Source organism: Humiphilus diazotrophicus, assembly GCF_059726315.1.
This window is the reverse complement of the sequence record NZ_AP040871.1, coordinates 520,381-542,139: the sequence shown is the minus strand read 5'-3', so window position 1 is coordinate 542,139 and position 21,759 is coordinate 520,381. Positions and strand designations below refer to the sequence as shown.

Annotated in this window: 14 protein-coding genes and 1 pseudogene; 5 read left to right on the top strand and 10 right to left on the bottom strand. The window is 49.2% G+C overall.

Going from position 1 to position 21,759, the window contains the following annotated elements; translation table 11 throughout:
• Positions 1–322: 322 nt before the first annotated feature.
• On the bottom strand, positions 323–766 hold the full coding sequence (locus tag AC6I7T_RS32210) for a winged helix-turn-helix transcriptional regulator (protein ID WP_497794748.1): 444 nt from the start codon (positions 764–766) through the stop codon (positions 323–325).
• Between the two features lie 264 nt (positions 767–1,030).
• On the opposite strand from AC6I7T_RS32210, the gene AC6I7T_RS32205 reads away from it, so the two are divergent.
• Positions 1,031–1,951 (top strand): alpha/beta fold hydrolase, encoded by a 921-nt coding sequence (locus tag AC6I7T_RS32205; RefSeq protein ID WP_497794746.1) that lies wholly within the window; start codon positions 1,031–1,033, stop codon positions 1,949–1,951.
• Positions 1,952–2,046: 95 nt separating this feature from the next.
• Here the strand turns inward: AC6I7T_RS32205 and AC6I7T_RS32200 are convergent, their stop codons facing one another.
• Positions 2,047–5,349 (bottom strand): DEAD/DEAH box helicase, encoded by a 3,303-nt coding sequence (locus tag AC6I7T_RS32200; RefSeq protein WP_497794744.1) that lies wholly within the window; start codon positions 5,347–5,349, stop codon positions 2,047–2,049.
• 689 nt (positions 5,350–6,038) lie between these two features.
• Between AC6I7T_RS32200 and AC6I7T_RS32195 the strand changes: the two genes are divergently transcribed.
• Positions 6,039–8,498 carry an ABC transporter permease gene (locus AC6I7T_RS32195; RefSeq protein WP_497794742.1) on the top strand — a complete coding sequence of 820 codons (2,460 nt, stop codon included), beginning with the start codon at positions 6,039–6,041 and terminating at the stop codon, positions 8,496–8,498.
• Positions 8,499–9,437: 939 nt separating this feature from the next.
• Here AC6I7T_RS32195 and AC6I7T_RS32190 read toward each other — a convergent pair.
• Together AC6I7T_RS32190 and AC6I7T_RS32185 are read right to left on the bottom strand one after the other, a co-directional pair.
• Positions 9,438–10,571, bottom strand: a pseudogene (locus AC6I7T_RS32190) (glycoside hydrolase family 43 protein); the annotation flags it as partial.
• A gap of 91 nt (positions 10,572–10,662) precedes the next feature.
• Complete coding sequence (locus AC6I7T_RS32185; protein ID WP_497794740.1) at positions 10,663–13,485, bottom strand: glycoside hydrolase family 31 protein; 2,823 nt, start codon at positions 13,483–13,485, stop codon at positions 10,663–10,665.
• Positions 13,486–14,006: 521 nt separating this feature from the next.
• Between AC6I7T_RS32185 and AC6I7T_RS32180 the strand changes: the two genes are divergently transcribed.
• The 3 genes from AC6I7T_RS32180 to AC6I7T_RS32170 all read left to right on the top strand — a co-directional run bounded on the left by AC6I7T_RS32180 (position 14,007) and on the right by AC6I7T_RS32170 (position 16,701).
• Positions 14,007–15,029, top strand: a complete 1,023-nt coding sequence (locus AC6I7T_RS32180; protein ID WP_497794738.1) for an MBL fold metallo-hydrolase — start codon at positions 14,007–14,009, stop codon at positions 15,027–15,029.
• A gap of 171 nt (positions 15,030–15,200) precedes the next feature.
• Positions 15,201–15,446: a glutaredoxin family protein gene (locus AC6I7T_RS32175; RefSeq protein ID WP_497794736.1), complete on the top strand. Its 246-nt coding sequence runs from the start codon at positions 15,201–15,203 to the stop codon at positions 15,444–15,446.
• Between the two features lie 448 nt (positions 15,447–15,894).
• Positions 15,895–16,701, top strand: coding sequence for a hypothetical protein (locus tag AC6I7T_RS32170; RefSeq protein WP_497794735.1), 807 nt, complete (start codon positions 15,895–15,897; stop codon positions 16,699–16,701).
• A 475-nt stretch (positions 16,702–17,176) separates the two neighbouring features.
• Here the strand turns inward: AC6I7T_RS32170 and AC6I7T_RS32165 are convergent, their stop codons facing one another.
• The 6 genes from AC6I7T_RS32165 to AC6I7T_RS32140 are packed head-to-tail and all read right to left on the bottom strand — an operon-like array spanning position 17,177 to position 21,472.
• Positions 17,177–18,625 (bottom strand): sensor histidine kinase, encoded by a 1,449-nt coding sequence (locus AC6I7T_RS32165; protein ID WP_497794733.1) that lies wholly within the window; start codon positions 18,623–18,625, stop codon positions 17,177–17,179.
• Positions 18,622–19,044: an anti-sigma regulatory factor gene (locus tag AC6I7T_RS32160; RefSeq protein WP_497794731.1), complete on the bottom strand. Its 423-nt coding sequence runs from the start codon at positions 19,042–19,044 to the stop codon at positions 18,622–18,624. Before AC6I7T_RS32160 ends, AC6I7T_RS32165 begins: the two co-directional genes overlap by 4 nt.
• Positions 19,045–19,069: 25 nt before the next feature.
• Entirely contained in the window at positions 19,070–19,696 is a 627-nt protein-coding gene (locus AC6I7T_RS32155) for a SpoIIE family protein phosphatase (protein ID WP_497794729.1), read from the bottom strand.
• A 3-nt stretch (positions 19,697–19,699) separates the two neighbouring features.
• On the bottom strand, positions 19,700–20,110 hold the full coding sequence (locus tag AC6I7T_RS32150; RefSeq protein ID WP_497794727.1) for an anti-sigma regulatory factor: 411 nt from the start codon (positions 20,108–20,110) through the stop codon (positions 19,700–19,702).
• The gene (locus tag AC6I7T_RS32145) at positions 20,091–20,471 is read right to left on the bottom strand and encodes an STAS domain-containing protein (protein ID WP_497794725.1); all 381 of its coding nucleotides are present in this window, start codon (positions 20,469–20,471) and stop codon (positions 20,091–20,093) included. The genes AC6I7T_RS32150 and AC6I7T_RS32145 overlap by 20 nt, the downstream gene beginning before the upstream one ends.
• Positions 20,472–20,497: 26 nt before the next feature.
• Complete coding sequence (locus AC6I7T_RS32140; protein ID WP_497794723.1) at positions 20,498–21,472, bottom strand: protoglobin domain-containing protein; 975 nt, start codon at positions 21,470–21,472, stop codon at positions 20,498–20,500.
• Positions 21,473–21,759 lie beyond the last annotated feature (287 nt).

The window sequence follows — 21,759 nt, the reverse complement described above, 5'->3', positions numbered from 1 at the left end:
TTTGACTGGACTTGGCCTGTTCTGCCATCTAGCTGATTGGATGATGAAATCTCCGTCCGGTTAGGAGACAATTTTCATGGAATTTTGAGTAATTCCTGCATACACCGTTTTGTCGAGCAAAATTGGCCGGGCAGGTCGCTTGGGTCTTCCCCCGATCCAGGAGCAATCCAACAGCTCTTTCGACTCTGCCGAAATCTATTTCGTGGAAAGCTATTACTTACATCCATCGATCTTGTGACCGTATTTCAACACTTCACGAGATGTATAGAAAGGGAAAAGAAAGTCCCAATCCATAAAAATATAAGCGAGGAATTCTCTCTCTTTAGACAGGCATATGTTTTACAGTATCGTTGGGGCCAAGAAGTCTCCCGTCTTTTGATCGTAATTCCAGCTTACTCACAGGCTTCTTCGTTTTGCGATCGATTAGCACAGAATGAGTCTCTCCTTTTCGGTAAAAGAACTCTTCGCCCCATTGTCTTAAGCTGACAATCACAGGAAATAACGCGCGCCCCTTCTCGGTCAGAAGGTATTCCTGATGTCTGCTTCCCTCCTCGGCTGGCTGAGTTTTCAAAATGCCGTCAGCGACTAATTTGCGAAGTCGAACAGCCAAAATGTTTTTGGCAACTCCGAGGCTTTTTTCGAATTCGCCAAAACGGCGCAAACCATCGAATGCGTCACGGATAATAAGCAGCGACCACCAATCTCCTATCGCATCTAGCGCTCGAGCAATCGGGCACTGATCATTTTCAAGACTCGTCCGTCTCATCGTGTATCACCTCCATCCATAGTTGCATTATAAAACCGGCTCTGTTAGCCTTCTGATCATGGTTGCATAATGCAACCATGATCAAGACGAAGGATGACTCCAGCCAAAACCATCAGGTACCAAGCCCTAGTGCTCTCACAGCTACACCAAATTGATCAGCAACTATGTAGACAAAGTTACAAAGGAACGCGCGTATCGAAGTATATAGAGCCCAATAGATGCGGAAGCAGTGCACTCACAAAAAGATGCGAAGGAGGAATGTAGATGATCATGCCCAACGAGACATTCAATAACAGTTTTCCATATCCCCCTCATTACATGGAAACAGCTGGTTTCAAGATGCACTATATCGACGAGGGGCCACAAGAAGCGGAAGTCATGCTATGCCTGCATGGAGAACCGACTTGGGGTTATCTCTTCCGGCATTTGATTCAAACACTAAGACATCATTATCGAATCATCGTTCCTGATCACATGGGGTTTGGGAAAAGCGAGACACCGCAGAATCGCACATATTGGTTGCAGGATCATATAGACAATCTGGAATGTCTCGTCCTATCTCTTCGGCTCCAGAACATTACTCTTGTCATGCATGATTTTGGAGGACCAACGGGAATGGGGCTTGCTGCCCGACATCCCGATCGGATCCGTCGAATTATCTCGATCAATGCGCCTACCCCGTTTGGTCAATCTGACCTAGTAGAACGCATAACGGCAAATGCGCAAGCCTCTCCTTGGTTTCAATGGATCATCAAAGCGGAGAAAGACGGAAGTTTAGAAAATGTTCTTGGACAATTGAACTTTAACATTCTTAGTGCACTTAAGCTAAATGGATTTGAATGCAACGATCTCATTACAGATACATGGCTTGCAGCCTATAGCTCGCACTTCGTGAATCCTGCCGATTGTGCTGGAGCTATTGGATGGGCAAAGGGCTTTGCGATTGGCGCACACAAGTTTGAGGCGCCCGATGCAGCTGCCATCCGAACCATCAGTGCGATTCCAGCTTTAACCATATGGGGCACAGCAGATCGAACCTTGAAAGCGGAGCAATTTTTACCACTTTTTTCCGCAATCTTTCCGCAAGCGCCAATTCATCGACTTGAAGGTGTGGGCCACTATTCTCTTGAGGATGCACCCAATAAGATCGAGGCCATTGTCACACAATTTGTCGAACGGACATGACATATCATGAAAAGCCGGGGGTGGATATTTCCGGGGTCTGCTCCCCCTCTCTTTCACACAAAATCAGTTCAATAGGAAGCAGCCCCATATCCAATCTATGAGAGCAGAAGCTCCAAGTCCTCCGCTTTCAAATCGCGAATCAAGCTATTCCCTTCTCCAATAATGGCCGTTGCTAAATCGCGTTTTGCGTCCTGGAGCTCCAGAACTTTCTCTTCAATGCTATCTTTGGCTATCAGTCGGTACGCACAGACCCTTCTTGTTTGTCCGATACGATGGGCGCGATCAATAGCTTGCGCTTCGGCTGCCGGATTCCACCACGGATCAAGGATAAAGACATAATCGGCAGCAGTGAGATTTAAACCTACACCACCGGCCTTCAGACTGATCAAGAACACCTTACACTCAGGATCATTTTGAAAATGCTCAACTCTTGCCTGCCGATCCTGAGTCTGACCATCCAGGTATTCATAGGCAAGACCTTTGCCCTTCAGATTGGAGCACACAATAGAAAGCAAACTTGTAAATTGCGAAAAGACCAGCGCCTTGTGGCCCTCATCAAGAACAGCATCGAGCTGATCCATCAACACATCCAGTTTTGCGCTCGGCTCCTCCAGACGCTTTTGATCAAGAAGCCCCGGGTGACAAGCCGCCTGACGGAGACGCAATAGTGCCTCAAGGATTTGGATCTTGGATTTGGCCAGTCCATCGCTCTTGATCTTACCTAAGAGCGCATTCCGGTAATGCTGAAGAAGCTCATCGTAAAGTTCTCGCTGGCTGGCAGACATCTCGCAATAGATTGTCTGCTCAATTTTTTCAGGAAGCTCACGAGCAACTTGCTCCTTAGTACGACGCAAAATAAAGGGTCGAAGGGCATACGCCAGCATCTTGCGAGCGCTCTCGCCGGGATTCCGCATTGCTCCATCTGCCATATTGAATACACTGGCAGCACCGAGCATTCCGGGATTCAGGAATTCGAAAAGAGACCACAGTTCGCCCAAGTGGTTCTCGACTGGTGTACCGCTCATAGCCAAGCGGTGCGAAGCATGCAATAGAAGAGCAGCTTTTGCTGATCCTGTGCTTGCGTTTTTGATAGCCTGTGCTTCATCCAGAATTACGTAATCGAAATTGATATCCGCGAGTTGCTCAACATCTCGTCGAAGAGTCCCATAGGTAGTAAGAACTACATCGTGCGCCGCAATCTCCGAATTGTCACGAGTTGCGCCAGTATAGTCAAGCAGGCGTATCTTGGGAGCGAACCGTGTAGCTTCCTGCTTCCAATTAAATACAAGTGATTTTGGCATTACCACTAAAGAAGGATCGGAGATCTCGCCTCGCTCTCGCAGCTCTCGCCGTGTCTCCAGTAATGCCAACACCTGCGCTGTCTTTCCGACACCCATATCATCGGCAAGGCAACCACCGAAGGAGAAACTGCGCAGGAAGTGCATCCAGCCCACGCCCTCTCTCTGATAGTCACGTAACTTTCCGACAAAGCCCTCTGGCTGCTCAGCCGGAGCTATGCCTTCAAACCGCTGCAGCTGTTCGCGTACCTTGGCAAAGGTTTCATCGCAAGAAATTTGTGGTTGTGTCGCCAATAAGGCATCAAGGAGCCCGGCCTGATTCTTCTGAAATCGAAGCTCCCCTTCTTCCGATAAACCCATCTCGGCAATCGCGCCGATTTTGCTCAGCCATTCCTCGGGAAGAAGTCCATAGCTTCCATCTCCGAGCTGAACCATGTTATTGCCCGTACGCAATGCCTCAAGTAGCTGGGGGAGCTGAACGGTAAAATCTCCATATTCAACACCTCCCTTCAACTCGAACCAATCGATACCACTGGTAACACCGAGATGGACATCCCCTGCTTTGCGGAAAAATTTCCCATCTACCTCGACTTGCCACTCTTTTTTTACGAGGGTGTGCAAGACTCCCGGCAGCTTAGCCGATGCCAACTCCCAGCTATGAGTCTCTCCGCTCTGTGCATTTCGGAGTTTTAGGCCAAGTTCCTCCAGCAGTTCTGCAGCACTTTCTTCCGAAGAAAAATCCCTAGGAATAAAGCACCGCGTCTCCGCTCGATAGAACCCACGCTCCGAATCACTTTCACGAAAGGAACGATCTTCATAACGGTAGCTCAACTCTGCAAGCAGTCGATCCGACTTATTCGCTTGCGCTTGAATAAGTTTCAGATGAGGCGATAGCTTAACCTCTCCCACTTCGAACTTCAGCTCCTCGGGAAGATCCAACTCTGGCAGACCGAACTTGGGAAGCAGTAAAGAGAGAAACTTATTACAATCCGCCTTAGGCACCTCGATCTTCTTAACTTTACGTAAATGAGTAATCCACTCCCAGCAAGCGTCTCCGGCAATTTGCTTTACTGCGCCCTCGTGAAAAACAAATCCGGTATCGGACACCAGCGCTGGCGTACCTAAAGGAATCCGTTCTTTCCCTCGCTGAAATACGCCGCCAAGAGTCCAGCAGTCTTTCCGTGCCTTTTGTAGACTCAACAAAAAGCGATAAGCAGGTCCCTCATCGAGGGTAAGCGATTCGAGTGAATCATTATCCTTGGTCAGAGAGAGGAAACAACGTCCTGTTTGTAGAATTTTAGGCACTATCAGGCGAGCTAAACCCGCCGAGAGGACAAGATGCTCGGGAATTTGTCCGCTTGCGCTACTGTACGCGTAATAATCCTTGCTACCGCCAAGGATTGAAAGAATCTCGCGGTCCTCGGCATTAGGAAGCTGGAAAATATGCGAATACGAAAGGGACAAAGGCCGAACGCTTGTGAATTCCCCTTCTCTCTTCTGATCACGCACTTCAAGAGACAGCACTAAACCGCTACTGATCACCGTGAGCGGAGCGTTTATGCAATAAACCAATTGCCTCTTCGCAGGCCATCTCGCGTCCTGCTCCACCCTTCGGGGTCTTGCAACTTGCACGCTGTTCAGCTCTTCCTGCCATCTGGGGACTTCAGGAACAGGAGGCGAGGATGGAGAAGCGTAAAAGGCATCCAGAAGAGAACCTTGTTGCTCGGCGGGATTTTTGCCACCAACAACCTCTCCCTCCCCAGCCCATAGATCGTCATCATCGGGCAAGGTGATGCACTCCAGATGCGGTTCCTCAACGATGGTAGCGAGATGTCCCGAAGCGTCTGCGGCAAGAATCGCGGCCCACATGTGGCGACAGGGACTCGTCGTGTCTACGAAATATGGGCATGTACAGGCAGCTGCGATCTTGTCATCTTCGAGCTGCAAAAACACGCGAAACGATTCCACATCGTTAACTCGAGCACGTACCTGGTTACGCGACCCATATAGAAGACGGACAAGCTTCTTCTCATAATAAAGTGAGCCTCGGTTTCTGGCTCCCGGGGAAAATTTATGGATTAACTTGATGGAAAGACTCATGCTTCGAAAAACTTCTCTTTTATAGCTATTTTATTCTGGAATCCGGAAACCTGAGATCTATCCACAAGTCACAGAGGAATGCCCGCAAAAGTCCATTTCAGCCGGTTCAACCGCTCCAGAAAATGTTTCACATCTACAGACCTGCCTCCGACTAAACATAGATCCGGGGAAAAAGCACCTGAACGACCAGCACTGGGGTTTTCCCGCGTTTGTGCCCCTGCCGGACTCTCCATCGTAATCAAAAAGTACCGCCCCAGACGAGCGCTCATATCGGCCGAAATAGCGAAGCATTCCCAACTTCCAGATCCTCTCCAGGCTGTGCACTCTATCCCACGGAATATGCACACACGGTGCACGCCACAAAAGAATGCAACGGAAAGACCGAATGCAGGTAGACTTCTGAACTGCGGCGCAGTAAAGTTTCAAAACTCTTCGAGCAGGAGAATGCAGATACCTGCTAAACGGAACTTGGCATGAACTAAGCTTGATTTTTGGAGAGAGAAGTTCAGCACCACAGCTGCCATTAGGCGCTCCGGATCACCTCTTTGCCCAACAACTTGCGCATACAACCGAAAGAAGAGCTTTTAACCTCACAATAACGACTTCGGTCGAATAAAACGCGACAAAGTCCTCCGTGTCGAATCAGTTTGTTGCAAATGTGGTGCAAACCGGGAGGTTATGACCGTCACATGCTGAACGTGCTTCGAGACAACCTAAAGCAAGGGCTCCGTTCCATCATTCGCAATCCAACTTTCAGCGGACTCAGCATTCTGATCCTGGCACTGGCGATAGGATCTAACCTCGCGGTCTTTGGGGTAATGTACTCGACTTTGTGGAAAACACTTCCGGTGCCCAATGCCAACGAATTGGAACAGATCTACTCAGTCGATAAGAACGGCCAGCGTGGCACTCTATTTTCAAAAATTCTGCCGAATTTGCGCGAGGACCATTCAGTATTTGCTGGCATCTGCGGTTTTGCGCCATCGCGCTTTGCCACTGATATAAACGGGAATCTGCGAAGCACCGAAACTCTAGCACTATCGGGCGATTGCTTTTCCACCCTTGGGTTACAAACCGAGATTGGACGCGCGTTCTCACTCGCTGAAGATCTGGCTGGAGGAGAACATGTCGCAGTACTCACCTATCACTTCTGGCAATCCGCGCTCAACGGCACCCGAGACGTAGTAGGCAAAGAGATCCGAATCCAAGGAGAGTCTTTTACAGTAATCGGCGTTACCAAACCCGATTTTACAACGCTGCAGTTTGGTACGAATCCTGGAATTCTGATCCCCATCAATCAAACTCCGGGCAGCATAAAGAATACCCAGGGACGACCAATTTACTACTGGGTTGAAATTATCGCTCGTCGTGCTGCTGGCATTTCTGAGCGAGCAGTGCAGATCCATTTTGATGCGACAGCGAAACAACTACTGTCGGAGAGTGCTCCTCTCCGCTATAACCCAGCGCAGCGCACTGATTATTCCAATCGACGCCTGCACGTCTCGTCGGGCACTACGGGAGTAAACCGGTGGTTTCAGGAACGGTTCCAAACTCCGTTGTTTATCGTATTCGGGATCTGTGTCTGTGTTCTTCTTGTGGCCTGCGTGAATCTTTCGGGGGTTCTATTGGCGCGGATTTTGCGCAGACACAGCGAATTTGGACTACGTCAGGCGCTAGGTGCCGGAAAGAAAGCCATCGCTTCACTTCTCGTGGTTGAAACTTCTTTGCTGGTGATTACCGCATCTGCTGTGGGAATACTATTCGCTCAGTGGGCCAGATCCGCTTTTGCTAGCTCTTTGAAGCGTGCATTCTCGATCAGTATTGCCTCCACAATAGATCGCCCCCTGATCATTGCGGATTGCTGCATAACCATTTCAATACTCTTGTTCTTTGGAATTGTTTCTATCGCCTATACAAGCCGCGTGCATTGGAATTCGCTTGATAGGGGAGGCCGCGCAATGGTTGGACGCAACACCGGCGCCCAACGGATTCTCCTCACGGCACAACTTGCGCTCACACTCACACTCGTTACCTGCGGCATCCTTCTCGGCTTTTCATTCGAGAAGATTAACGGGATGGATCTCGGTATGAAAATAAGTGGAGTATCAGAGGCATTCCTGGCGGCTACTCCGGAACAACGCGTCGAGCAGTCACAGCTTACGTATTACCAGGAACTATTGGCTACACTTGATACCCTACCCGCGGTCTCTGCGGCGGCCTTATCCGATTATGCTCCTCTGTTGACCACACAGGGACTTCAATCTGTCACTACGGTCGAGACTAAGCAATCTGTATCTGATCTGAGAGTCCAGCCGGTATTCGTCAGCGAAGACTTCTTTAGGGCGCTAGATATACCGATCATCGCGGGTGAGGCATTTCGTCGCACTGCAGTTAAAACAGACGAGCCGGCTGCAATTGTCAGCGAATCGTTGGCAGCATCCATCGGCAATCAACAAGTGATTGGACGTCATATACAGGTAGGAGATGAAGGACATTACCAGCAACTGAGAATTGTTGGAATTGCGCACGATGCCAAGCTAAGTTTGGAACATCCGGAAAGTGGCAAAGAACCTGTTGTCTATATCAATGTATGGGACCAGCTCCCTATACTCCGTTCTCCTGTCCTAATCCTAAGCAGTCGTAATAAGTCTTCGCTGGCTCAGTCTGAAATTGCCAAAGTCGTGGCATCACGCGGAAGAGAATATGTTCAGGCGTATACGACTCTCAGCGAGGCGAAAAACCAAGCCTTGGTAGAAAATCAAGCACTCGCATACCTATCGAGAGTGTTTGCTGTATTTGCATTGGTATTGGCGGCGACCGGATTATTCGGCATGATCAGTTACTACGTGACCAGCCGCACGCGAGAGATTGGATTGCGGATCGCCTTGGGAGCAACGCGGGCGGGAGTGATCGGCCTGATAATGCAGCAGGTTATCCCTATCGTTGTGGTTGGCTCTATCATTGGTTTGGCTTTAACGATAGTAGTCGGGAAGTTCATGACAAGCATGATCTTTGGACTCAAGATCTATGACCCACGCTTGCTTGCAGCTGCAGTTTCGGCTTTGGCCGTAACTGCGCTGCTGTCCATATGGATACCTGCCAGGCGCGCCTCCTCCGTTGATCCTGCGATTGCTCTCCGTCAGGAATAAGCGCTGAAAGGAATAACGCACCTCTCAGAACAACACGATTTCTGTCCGACGCCCAAACCTGTTTCCGTTGGGGGAAATGCTCTGAAGATCCTGTACCAAGTGGCAGGCACTTCCAGGAAGAAGCGCCTGCTTCAACAAATCCTTATCCAGAGACTTATGAAAACATTCCCCGGGCCTTTACTCTGAGAGCTGCCGTTTGGGTACGAAGATATCGTCCGCAGTGAGTCCTGCTTGACGCGCAGCCTGTAGAGGAAAATCTATATTGCCAATACCACGCACGTGCGCATTAGAACCTAATGTGAAACGAGCCCCGGCCGCTTTAGCCCGCTTCAAGAACTTTACGCTTGGAACATGAAAATGTGAGTTAATCTCAATTGCAACATGATTCTGAACCGCTGCCTGAATGACGCGATCCATACGTGCCGGCGTCCAAAGTTCATCGTAGCGGGACTGCAGCGATTCTGGAAGGTATGTAGGATTGGCCCACACCTGGATCGGCTGCGATAATACGCGCACGTTATAGTCGACATAGCGATCCATAAAGCTCTCAGGATCCTCATAACGCACTCCCGGCTGCCACAGCAAGGTCGCTTTCCCATTCGTGTCAGGCATAACGAGAGCATCGGCAGAAATGTAATCCAAACGGGCCAGATTTTCTGCAGAAAGACACTTCTGCCAATCGAAACCATAGACCTGCAAACCCGCCCACATCGGCTGATCTTTCATCGCGGCAAGGAAAGCTTCCAACGAAGCGTTATCGTGAATTTCTCCTTGGCAACCACCCTCTGCCAAAACTCCAAAACGTACGTCCATCTGTTTCGAAATTGCTGTTGCTTGGGCTGGCTTTAGGCTCTCTGCCGGATGGTCGTCACTATCTATATGAACATGCAAGTCGATTCGTGGTAGTGATTGTCCCGCCTTCTCTATCGCAACCTTCGTTAACAAGCGAGGGAGAGGCCCTTCCTTGCTCATCTTTACGGGCTGGATATCTCCATTCGCATCAAAATACATCGCGTCGATCGCAAGACGTCTCTGATTCGCACCGGTGGTACCTAGGGGATGGCGGTGATAAACAATGTACCAATCATCTGTCCCGGGAATCTGTACTACAGAGTGATGACCTGGGCCGGTGGCAATGCCTGGATCTGTCTGCAAGATTTTGCCAACACGTTCAAATGGCCCAGTGGGGCTACTACTCTTTGCATATGCAACGCCATAGCTTGAGTCTCCCCAATAACCTTCAGACCACATGAAGTAATATGTGCCCTTCCGCTTGATCATGAAAGGCCCTTCGACGTAGTGCTCGGGTGTGATCTCCTTGTACATTTCGCCATCTTTCATAGGAATCACACTTTTTAGATCGGCCGCGAGCCGTGCTACATTGCAGTGGCCCTGACCACCGTAATAGATGTAAATCGATCCATCATCATCTTTGAACACCATCGGATCGATCGGTTGAGCACCATTATGAAATTCTCCGATGAGTGGCTTCCCAATTGCGTCCACAAATGGCCCACCGGGATTATCACTTACCGTTACACCAATGCCACCTGGCCCTTTCTCATTCTTCTGGATATCGTTAGCTGCAAAGAAAAGGTAGTACTTGTCATTCAGGTGAATAGCAGTGGGAGCCCAAACGGCATAAGCAGCCCAGGAGATATTCTTCACATCCAGTACGTCCGGATGCCTGGTCCAGTGCACGAGGTCAGGTGAAGATAAGACGTCCAGGTATGTTTGCAGCAAATATTCCTGATTGACAATGTGCTTACTGCGCAACGCTTGTTGTAACGGACTGAACGTCTGATCTTGTTTCGTGTTCGGACCAAAATTTGAAGCAGTCGGAAAGATCCAGTACTCGCCTGCGAAAATATGAGCTTCCGGATCCGCATACCAGCCTTGTTGCGAAAGATTCGTAGAGACCTGTGCTCGCCCGCTTACCGAAAAAAGCTGCAGAAACAAAATTAGAGCTAGTACAAAGTAGCAATAACAAGTACCGCAAAATGAAAAACCATAAGAAGCTACATGATTCTTATGGCTTCCAAAAGTTGCCCTTTCGTGCTCAACAATATTCATTGCGCTTTAACCGGTTCCCGTGCTTTCACAATCTCACTTCAATTTCGGACGCTATCTGTATAGCATCCGAAATGACAAATCATTTTTACAACTATTTAGCCATTGTGTATACCGACAATGAACTGTTCGTTGTTGCCTGACGATCTTCCTCTGTACCAGCTGGTGTGCCGTCCTTCATTTGCACCATAGCACGTTGGATCTGTGCCGATATCTGTTGCTTACGTTCAACGGTTAGCTGTTTTTCAGACGAGAAAATGCTGGCAGGCAGGGATTCAAGATCTTTCAGTGCATCAGAATAGTTCTTTGGAAAGCTCTTTATCTCTGCCTGTGCAGTCTCAGGATGATAAGTCAGGCGATCCCCTGTCTGCATTGTTTCCATGAGCAGATTGGGAGACCATGCAACTGGATATAGCGTATTTAGGATGTCGTAGGCCTTACGCAAGCGCGCTATGGAGCCCGCGAAGTTATCGAGCTGAGCTCTTGCCACGAGAGATCCAGCCTTGCGATGAACTGCAATTCGAACAGGCGTCGCAACGGGAAAACGTGGAGTTGTAATAACCGTGGTCAGAGTATTACCGTCATAACGCCAGCCAGAGGCTTTGTCCTCACGCTCTGAAAAGGACAAAGACTGTCCATTCACCGTCACCGTCGTTGGAGGCCAATCTCCGGGAAGTCTTATTTCATAAGCTCTGGAATTCGGCATCCCTGGATAGCTTCCCTGCACAGGTGCAACTTCTACGATAAGATCATCTCCCGTTTGCTGGGCGCTGAGTTTGGTCCAGGCGCAAGCACCATCTTTATAGGCTTCAGATCTACTCTCATCCTCATAAAGCGTATAAGAAGTCTTTTGTCCATCTGCAAGGGGATAGATATCCAGAAGAAGAGGATCAACAGGCTTTTCTCCGGTATAAGACATCGGTCGTTGCTTTGGAATAATAGAACCGGCCCGCACATAAACCGGAATCTGGTCTATCGCGAAACTTCTCGTAATCTCCGCTGGGCCATTGAAATGTTTTCCCGTTGCGCTCTCAATCCATTCTCCCTTGGGAATCCATACCTGCTGTGCAGCGAGTTGGGAGGAGTGATCGACAGGCTTCGTTACGGGAGCAACTAGCATCTGGCTTCCGAAGACATACTCGCCCTTGTGTGAATAAGCAGCATTTTCTTCCGGCCAGTCATAATAAAGCGGATGCAGGAATGCAACACCTGTGTCATAAGTACGTCGAGCCTCTGTATAGAGATATGGCTCGAGAGCATAGCGGAGGCGAAAAGTGTCCCTCATAATATCCGCGAACGGTTCAGGATAGGCCCAAATACGCCGCTCTGCCTCAGGATTCTTGGTCGTATGAGTACGAAGGATTGGACTATAAGCTCCGAATTGGATCCAGCGTGTATACAACTCCGGGTCGATGGAACCCGGCATGTGACCGCCTATATCGTGGCTCCAATAGGCATAGCCGACATTCGCGGCAGTAGCAGTAAACCAGGGCTGGAATTCCAGTGACTCCCAAACAGAAACAGTATCTCCCGAAAAGCCAATCTGATAACGATGGTTACCAAGACCTCCCCAACGATGAAAGAGCAAGGGACGTTTGCCCTCCCGCTCTTGATCAGTAAAGTGGACATAATTCAACCACCACGTCGGATTTACACCAGAGATATTTGTCGTTCCCTGTTGCTGCCAATCAAGCCACCAGAAGTCAATTCCTTGCTTCTCCAAGGGATGATGCAAGAGATCCATGTAGTTGGTGGCAAATTTCTTATTTGTGATATCGAAGGGCACATACTTTTGACTGGCAGGATCTATGCCCATCGCCTTTGCCATCTCAGGATAGGGCTTCTCCCAAGGCTGTACACCGGAAGCCGGATGTAGATTCAGAGTCGCCTTTAATCCCTCTCGATGAATATGACTCAAAAAGGACTGGGGATCGGGAAAGAGTACCGGATTCCAGGTATAACCCGTCCAGCCCAGACCTTGGCCTGACTGATCGACCAGATTACGCTCCTTGAGCTGGCTATAGTTCAAATGCCAGTCCATATCGATCACGAGGACATCGAGCGGAACATTGTTCTGATGAAATTCATTAACTAGTTTGTCCAGTTCCTGATCGCTGTAAGCCCAATAACGTGACCACCAGGTTCCGAAAGCAAAGCGTGGCGGCAAAGGAATGCGCCCAGCCACACGGACATAATCAGAGAGCGCTTGCTTGTAATCGTGCCCGTAGCCAAAGAAATACCAGTCCTGACGATCGCCCGAGGGACGAACCATAACCCATGGCCAAGGACTCTTCTCCCCCTGCCTGAAATCAAACTTGTCGGAATCGAAGAGAGGGCGTTGAGAATCATCCACCAGAGTCCAGCCCTCACGCGAAACCAAGCCGGGTTCTATAGGGTCAATTGTCTCGCTACCCCTTGCACGATCCAGGGTACGTACGGTACCTAGAAGATTGCCCGTGTCCTTTGCACCAGGATGCCAGGAAACCTGTTTCCCATTCAGGGTAAAGGTAATCTGAAGATTAGCTGGGGTAAATTTGCCGCTATCTGACGTGCCCGCATCGTAGACAAGATGCAGAGCAGCAGTATCAATGGTAAGCCGCTTTCCTTCCCGCTTCTGCGTAAACTGAGGTACGGGCATTCGCCGGTTTAGAAAGACGAGTGAGGCGTGATCTTCGAATTTTCCATCCTCCGCCCACTCCATGCGGATAAGTTGAGGAGTCAATATCGTAAAGCGTGCGTGCTCCAAGATAACCACAGATGCCGGGTTGGCTATCGACCCCGAAGGTTCGACCACCTTATTAGGGGTAACCGGGCCATTGAATGCGTAGGAAGAACAGGGAACACAGCAAGCAATCGCCCCTGCTAGAAGGAGCAGGCCATAACGGAGAGAAGCAGCTTTTCTTTGTATATAACGCAAGATATCGTATCTTCCTCGGTCCCTGGCTCCGTATAACAACGGACCCAAGTAAAAACTGTTGGTTTTCCACAAGCAAATGACGACACGCAGGGGATACCGGTGGAGCTCCATGAACTAAAAGCCCACAGTGCAGCCCAATCCTCGTGCTTTTAGGTTGTCACAGGGGCAAGATCGAGACATAAAGTCCTCACGACATCGCGAAATTCCTAGACGCGACGGGATCTGAACTTCCCCTTCCACTCGCAATTTATTGCGGATGAGATTAATTCAGCCATGACATCGTTGTCAAGAAATGGTTTACATACTGTGCCCCAAGCGTTTCGGATTCAGCGCAGGTCGAAACGCTCCGGGAGTCGGCATTCCCCAGCAGGAGTTGCTCTCTGCACCGCAATTGGACCAACACAATAAACCGCAAATTACAATCTCTACCTCATTTCGAAACAGCTCATTCCTCATAAACCATGGACAAATCTCAGAATCTCCAGGGGTAGTGGTTGAGTCAATGTATTGTGTTGAAAGAAATGATCGTGAAACGCGCAACTCGTATTGGCAACAAGTTTGAAAACCCTGTACCAACCAAGTTGGGCGGTATCGGCATGATGCTGAAACTCTTGCCCCTTTACCTGATGAACCGGGAAGAAAAATCACCCAGGCAACCGCTTGGGCCCTTCCTGACGAACGCCACCGTTTATGTCAATCCACCGGCCTCAGGACTGCGAATAACATGGTTTGGACATTCGACAATGCTGATTGAGATCGATGGTGTACGTGTACTGACCGATCCGGTATGGGATGAGCGCGCGTCTCCACTACCCTGGATTGGCCCGAAGCGTTTCTATTCTTCACCGCTTCCGCTCAAAAAGCTGCCGGACTTGGATGCAATCCTCATTTCTCACGATCATTATGATCATCTTGACAAACAGACAGTTCGTGCCCTCTCAACACTACCTGCAGCCGCGGCTGCACTCTGGATTGTGCCGCTCGAGATTGGTGGAATACTGAAGGATTTCGGCGTGACGAACCACGGCATTACCGAATTGGACTGGACGGAAACCGTGGAAGTGCGTAGCCCACGAACAGGCAAGTCAGTCAAGATTACAGCACTGCCGACGCGGCATTTCTCCGGACGTAGCCTTCGCAACCGTTTTGAGACGCTCTGGGCTTCCTATGCGATCCGAGGATCGAAACATAACCTCTACTATGGAGGAGATTCGGGATACTGGGAAGGTTTCGCTGAAATCGCCAAAGCTTATGGCCCCTTTGACTTAAGCATGCTGGAAATTGGAGCATGGGACCAGAATTGGGAAAGCATTCATATGGGGCCGGACGGTGCAGTACGGGCTTTTGAAGCAATGGGAGCTCAAGGGTTACTGATGCCGATTCACTGGGGACTCTTCGATCTGGCGCTGCATGGATGGCGATGGCCAATTCAGCGAGTAAACGACCTGGCAGATATACGCGGCATTCCTCTGTGGTCTCCGGCACCGGGCGAGCCTTCAGAGTTCAACAAAGAAACGGAGCTACGCTCGCTGTGGTGGCAATAACATTGTCTTAATTTTTTTGCGGCAAGTGTAACGACGATACACGTTATAACTGAACTCCATTTCAAGACAATCCTCAAACACGAGACGTGCTCCTAGTGTGACTTGATTGCCAATACGTCTCCACCAACTTCTTGATGAGCGGTTTACAATCTGTATATGCATGAGGTTGTTGTGTATTCACGAAAAGGGTGCCATCTCTGCGACGTAGTTAAGGAGACGCTTACACAGGTTCAGAATGAAGCCAATTTTCAATGGCGCGAGGTGGACATCGACACCGATCCCGAATTCCTGAAGTACAACGATGAGATACCGCTAGTTTTCATCAATGGACAGAAGGCATTCAAGTACCATATGAACAGGGAGCAGTTCCTCCGGGCATTGGAGGGAAGAACGCAAACGGAAGATTCTCTGGAATAACTCTTTCGTAAAAGAACCTACTTAACTCGGCCTTCCCATTATGCCGGAACACCATAGTACGTCCAGACAGTTCCTGAATAGTTCGAAACATCTCAGAGATCGCGATCCCTGCCATCAAAACCTGAGCTGCGAGGGGGTTCTTGTTATGGGGTCCCGTCAGCGGATGGCTTCTTCTTCCCAATTCCTCAATGCAACTTGCACCTTGCAATTCCGCATACTCCCCAATTTTGAAAGAATTACCCGATCTATAGAGATTGTGCACACAGAGCCGCGTCGAAGTGGCAGGAATTCTATAAGTCAAAATGTCAATCGCTTCGGAATCAATCGCTTGAGAAAGGTGTATGGCGATTTCCTGTTTTGGCATGATAGTTGCCTCGTAAGCAGAGATCTCGCGATCACGCCGTGAAAGTGTGAGTGCGATCGTCGGGGAAACCCTCGGAGGATTTACGTGAAAACAAATGCACTTATAATTGCAACCTTTTCCCTTCTCGCAAGCGTTCCTCTTTTATCGCAGCAACCCTCCACAGCTCATCAGCCAAACGCTCCTGCTACTACTCAGCAGACACCCTCGACCGGAGACGAAACATCGCCCAACAATCCGGGAACCTCCATCGCAAAAATGAGCACAATTGACGGCGAACTCGCTAATAACCTTGATTCAAAAACCGCCAAAGCCGGAGACAGCATAGTAATCCAAACCAAGGATTCCGCAAAAACCTCGGACGGAACAAAGATTCCTGCAGGATCGAAGCTTCTTGGCCATGTAGTTGGAGTACAAGCGAGCCAAGCAGGCACAAATTCACAGGTTGTCCTTTTGGTTGACAAGGTAGAGCTGAAAGGTGGTCAGAGTCTGCCAATCCATTCACAGATTCAGTCGCTTTCACCTCCATCGGACGCGGTCTCAACCAACAATTCTCCTGGAGCTAATACGCCTTCCGCTAGCAATACCTCAAATCCGAACACCGCTGGGCCTAATGGCGGTAGTAGTCCCAACAACACACCGTCCGCGGCTAGTTCCCCTAGCGCAGAAGCCAACAAACCAGCTGCAGGAGTCGTTGTAGCCCAGAACGGCAGAATAGACATCATCACTACCTCAATTCCGGGAGTGTTGCTTGCAAACAATGCACCTGGACAAGAAGATCCCAGAATGGCGCAGGCATCGAGCATCCTACTAGGCGCGAAACAGGATATCCAACTGGCAAGTGGCACACGAATGATGATCGGCGTATCAGCTGCCCCCAATAGCGCACAATAACCGGGCCTCCTCACCTCGATTACTATCTTCAAAACAATCCCCCAAGAAATCTGGATATAACTTCACTTAAAACAAAGGCAGCGGAAACTGAAATTCCGCTGCCTTCAAACTACTTTCATACCTCGAAGCCAAGAATAGGAATAGGCAGCCACTGTGTTCAAAGACAGCAGCCACTACATGCAGGCCTATAGACCAGATCAAGAATTCGGTGATGCATCGCAATCACCATCCATCTTGAATGAGGCATTGCTAAAGCATTTCCCGAAATACTGTGAACTTTCCACGTAAGGGGAAGAGCGGCTTTCTTTGGCGGAAAGCCGCGCCAACTTCTATTGCTTCGGTCTACATCTTTTCGGGAAATGCCCTAATGGTGAGATAAAACCGACAGGCAATTAGGAATAAAGTAACTAATATAATTACTATACTGACGATTAGGGAAGGATCTCAATTGCTCTTTTGCACCTAAGCTACTGAGCTAAGAAGCCTTTTTTAGCTCCTCTTCAGCTTCTAGAGTGAAATAGAAAGTAGCGCCCTGGTCCACAACTCCCTCAGCCCAGATCTGCCCCCCATGACGTCTTATGATGCGCTGAACTGTAGCAAGACCGATGCCTGTACCCTCGAATTCCTGCCTGGAGTGAAGACGTTGAAATACGCCAAAGAGCTTTCCGGCATACTCCATATTGAAGCCCGCCCCATTGTCACGCACATAATAGACAGGAGGATACTTCTCACGTTCTATTCCGAACTCAATTCGTGAAACCATTTTTTTGCTGGTAAACTTCCAGGCATTTGCAAGCAAGTTCTCAAAAACATCTTCTAGCAAATGGGTGTCCCCATCAGAAAAGGCCCCCTCTTCAATCACAAACTCGACTCGACGCTCAGGTTCCGTAGATCGCAAGCGCTCAGCAATTCGTTGAACCAGAGTAGAAAGATTCACTCTTTCCTTATGGAACTCCTGCCGGGATACGCGCGAAAGCGCAAGCAGATCGTCAATCAAATGCGCCATGTGGTGTGACGCTTCTATAACTCTATCCAGATAGCTTTTGGCTGAGCTATCAAGTTGGACGATATAATCTTCGAGCAGGATCTGGCTAAAGCCGCTGATGGTACGAAGCGGCGCACGCAAGTCATGAGCAACGGAATAGCTGAAGGATTCCAACTCCCGGTTTGCCGCCTCCGCTGTTTCCTTCGCTGCACGTAAAGCCTCATCGGCGGCCTTCCTTTCGGTGATATCTGTAGCAACACAACAGATGGCATGTGCAACACCGAAAGCATCGAGGAGTGGGAATTTGAGCGAGAGATAGGTATGCAATCCATTCTTACTGGGAAGATTCTCTTCTACCTCTTGGGGAATTTGCTTCTGTAGCGCCTCGCAGTCATTCTCATAGAGAATGGCTGCAGTTGACGGAGGAAGGATTTCGTCATCTTTTTTGCCAATGATTTGATCTCTGTTCAGATGAAACTGCCTCTGAAACTCACGATTGACAAAGAGATATCGTCCTTCGACATCCTTCAAGTAGATAATTGCTGTAGTCGCATCCAGGATAGTTTGCAGTTGCTCCCGCGCGCGGTCGATCTCTGCATTTTGGCGTACCAATGTTTCGCTCAAACCAAGTAAACGAGCGCTCGCTTGATACGCACGTAACGTCATCTCAAATGGAGAAATTGCCTCCGCGAAAAACTGCGCCGCCAGAGTTAAGGTCTCTTCCAGAGAAGTGCGCTTCTCAGCCAAAACACTCCTTAAGGCTTCGTGGTGCACCATTGCTATTTCCAGAACCCCGAAACCGTCGCTGGCTGCCTTACGGCCAAGTTCATAAGCAGAAACGAGAGCGGTCTCCCCAGCTCCCAAAACATACTTGGACAGGGCATTTCCATAGCTCAATGCAAGAACTTCCCTGGTCCTGGAATCTATCGACTGAGTCATGCAGCCCATTTCCTCAACACAACCATTGTTCCTTTATTGAGGGTGGACGAGATCTGGAACTCGTCCACCAGTCGTTTTGCGCTGGAGAGCCCCAGACCAAGGCTCGCAGCCGTCGTTGAAAACCCATCGATCATCGCCTGTTCAAGATCGGGAATACCGGGTCCCTCATCAGATCCAATGACTTCGATGCCAATCTGGCCATGAACCTTAAGTACATGAATTAAAACCTCTCCGTTACCAGCGTGATAAATAATATTACAGGCGATCTCTGAAACTGCCGTAGCTAACGCTTCTTTAGAAGCTGTCGAAAACCCAGTCGACTCAGCAAGCCGGCGTACATATTTTCGCGCCATAGCAATATCAACGGGTTCACGGACCATCATCCTGATCTCGAGATCTTTCTTCAGCGGTCCGCTCATACTTTGCTCTACCTTCCGCCTTGCGCTACAAACCCAGATAACGTGCTACAAGAACAAGTGCATCGTCGGACCCTCTATAGTGCTGACTGAAAATAGTATCGGCAGTCTGCTGTGGATCTTGTTCCAAGGATAAATCCAGAGTGAATCTGCTCTGTATTCCATCTGTTGCCAGAATCAGGGTATCGCCTCTCCAGACAGGTAGTTTGGCAGCACGTAATGAAGGTATCTGAAACCCTACGACACCACCACGCACCAGAATACTTTCGCGACGAGGTTCCGCTAAAGGATTCGCACGTAACAGGATTCCTTCTACATTGCCAATTCCCGTCCAGATCACAGATGAGTCTTCCGCTCTAAAAGAAGCTAAACTCATAACGGCTCCCCGAGTTTTGCGCAATCCCTCATGGCATTGTTTCACCAACTCTAGAACAGGCTCTCCCGCATGGGCTTCAAGGATCTGAGCTGCAGCTCTTGCCGCTATAGCTGCTTCGATTCCATGCCCAAGTCCATCAATTACCGCGATCAGAGTTCCCTTCTCAAAAGGCGCAACAACATACACATCTCCGGAAATATTGCTGTGCTCTCTTCCGGGAGCTTCTCCTAACGCTCTACCCGCGAATCCCCATTCCATTAACGGCTGTTCATCACTCATGCTTCATCGGAACCATTTCTTCATAGTGACGGTAGTACCTTCTCCCGGTACGGAAGCTAGATGAAATTCATCCATAAGCCGTTTTGCTCCCGGAAGCCCCATTCCGAGACTTCTTCCAGTGGAGTAACCATCGCGCATCGCAAGATCGATATTCGGAATACCCGGGCCCTCATCCCTGGCAATAATCACAATACCTACTCTGCCATGTTCTTGAACCGCACTTACAAGCATCTCCCCACTTTGTGCATATTCGAGAATATTTCGGGCAATTTCGGAAATTGCAGTTGCGATTAATGTTTGATCGGTACTGTGAAAGCCATGTTCGGCTGCAAGTTTACGCCCCGCTTGCCTGGCCAAAACCACATCGGCATCACAAGCTATCGGGACTCGCGTTTCAACCAGTTCCAGTTTCACGATGTCCCCTTTCCATTCCCTCGCGCAACAGCTCCATACCTTCCTCGAGGTCGAGTGCCGTTTTTACCCCCTCCAGAGTTAAACCTAGTTGAACCATAGCGAAAGCAACGTTCGGTTGAATCCCTACAACCAAAGTCTCTGCACCACGAAGCTTAGCAGTGTAGGCAATGCCGCGAATCGTTCGGCTTGCAAAGGAATCTAGAACATCGAGGGCGGTCACATCGATGACCACACCACGAGCTCGAAAACGCCCGACTTGGTCTGCAAGATCATCCTTAAGTTGAATCAGGTCCTTGTCGGAAAGTGCATCCTGGATGCTCGCAACTAGAATCCCGCTTTGTTTCAGAATCGGAACAGGCAAGTTCAGCCTCCACAAAAGCAAGAGTGTCAATGCCGTAATGGTTTTGAATCAGTACCTTCATCCGAAATCTTAACCAAACGATATCCAAGGAGTCGTTCTGCTAACTCGATTCCTCCCTGGAGATCTCCAACGGTATTGAATTTGTCCAGATCGATTCCCAGCGCTACTAGTGCCTGTGCCACTTCTGGTGAAAGCCCGGTAACAATCACCGTTGCACCCATGAGTCGTGCGGCAGTGATGGTCTGCAAGAGATGATTGGCAACTTTGGAATCGATCGTTGCGACCCCGGTGATGTCCATAACCACGACCTTGGCGCGATTCGTGCGGATGGCAAGCAACACATTTTGAGTAATGAGCTGAGCCCGTTGGCTATCGATCACTCCAATAATCGGCAATAGCAGAAGTCGCTCGCGAATCTGAAGCACTGGAGTCGAAAGCTCCTGAATTGCCTCCTGTTGCTTCAGCATCGTATTTTCTCTTGCATAAATATAGGTATCGACGGCAAAGCCAATGTCGAGAAAAACCAATTTCATCAGGGTAAGAAAGCTGGAAAGGACCTTGCCTGGACTCTCGGCAAAAGCTTCCTGAAACCTCATAGCTACAGAGCGGAGATAGAAATTGTAGGCTCCCAGATACCACTTCGGAGCCAAATTGATGCGTTCGTGGACTGTCCCGATCTTCAGTCGATTAGCTACATAGTCGGCATCGTATTCGCCTTTAGTCAGACGGAGAAAGTACTCTTTTTGCAATTGCTTAACACGTTCAAGGACTTTCTGATCTCTAAAAAATGCCCGTGTATCCTCAAAAGATAGGAAATGATGATAGAGATCTTCGATCACAGGATCCGCATATTTCTCTGCGATCTCATTTAATTGTTTGAGTGCGTCGACATCTTCTTCGCGAAATTGCAGAAAGTCTTTCCGAAGATTGACTTCGTTCTCATCGATTTCTAGCTCCAGTGACGGCGGGTTTCCAAACCTTGTATATCTGGTTTCAGGCATCTCTCGCTCCTTATTTCATTACCGATCCAGGATGCATTCGATCCCTGCCAGCCTGGAAAGTTTCATCTTCTTTAAAAGACAAAACCGTCTACTCACATATGCGAGTAACAGTACAATGGTTTGCCACGCGACTGGCTGCGTGGGAAGACACGATACACCGGGAAACAATTGCCTTCAAGAGCTTTTCCCCACCAGCAAAATACAAGCACTTTGATAGAACCAAAACCGTAGAAAGGGACAGCAAGAAATATGAATATAGGAGCTTCGTACTCCGGGCAACGATCTAC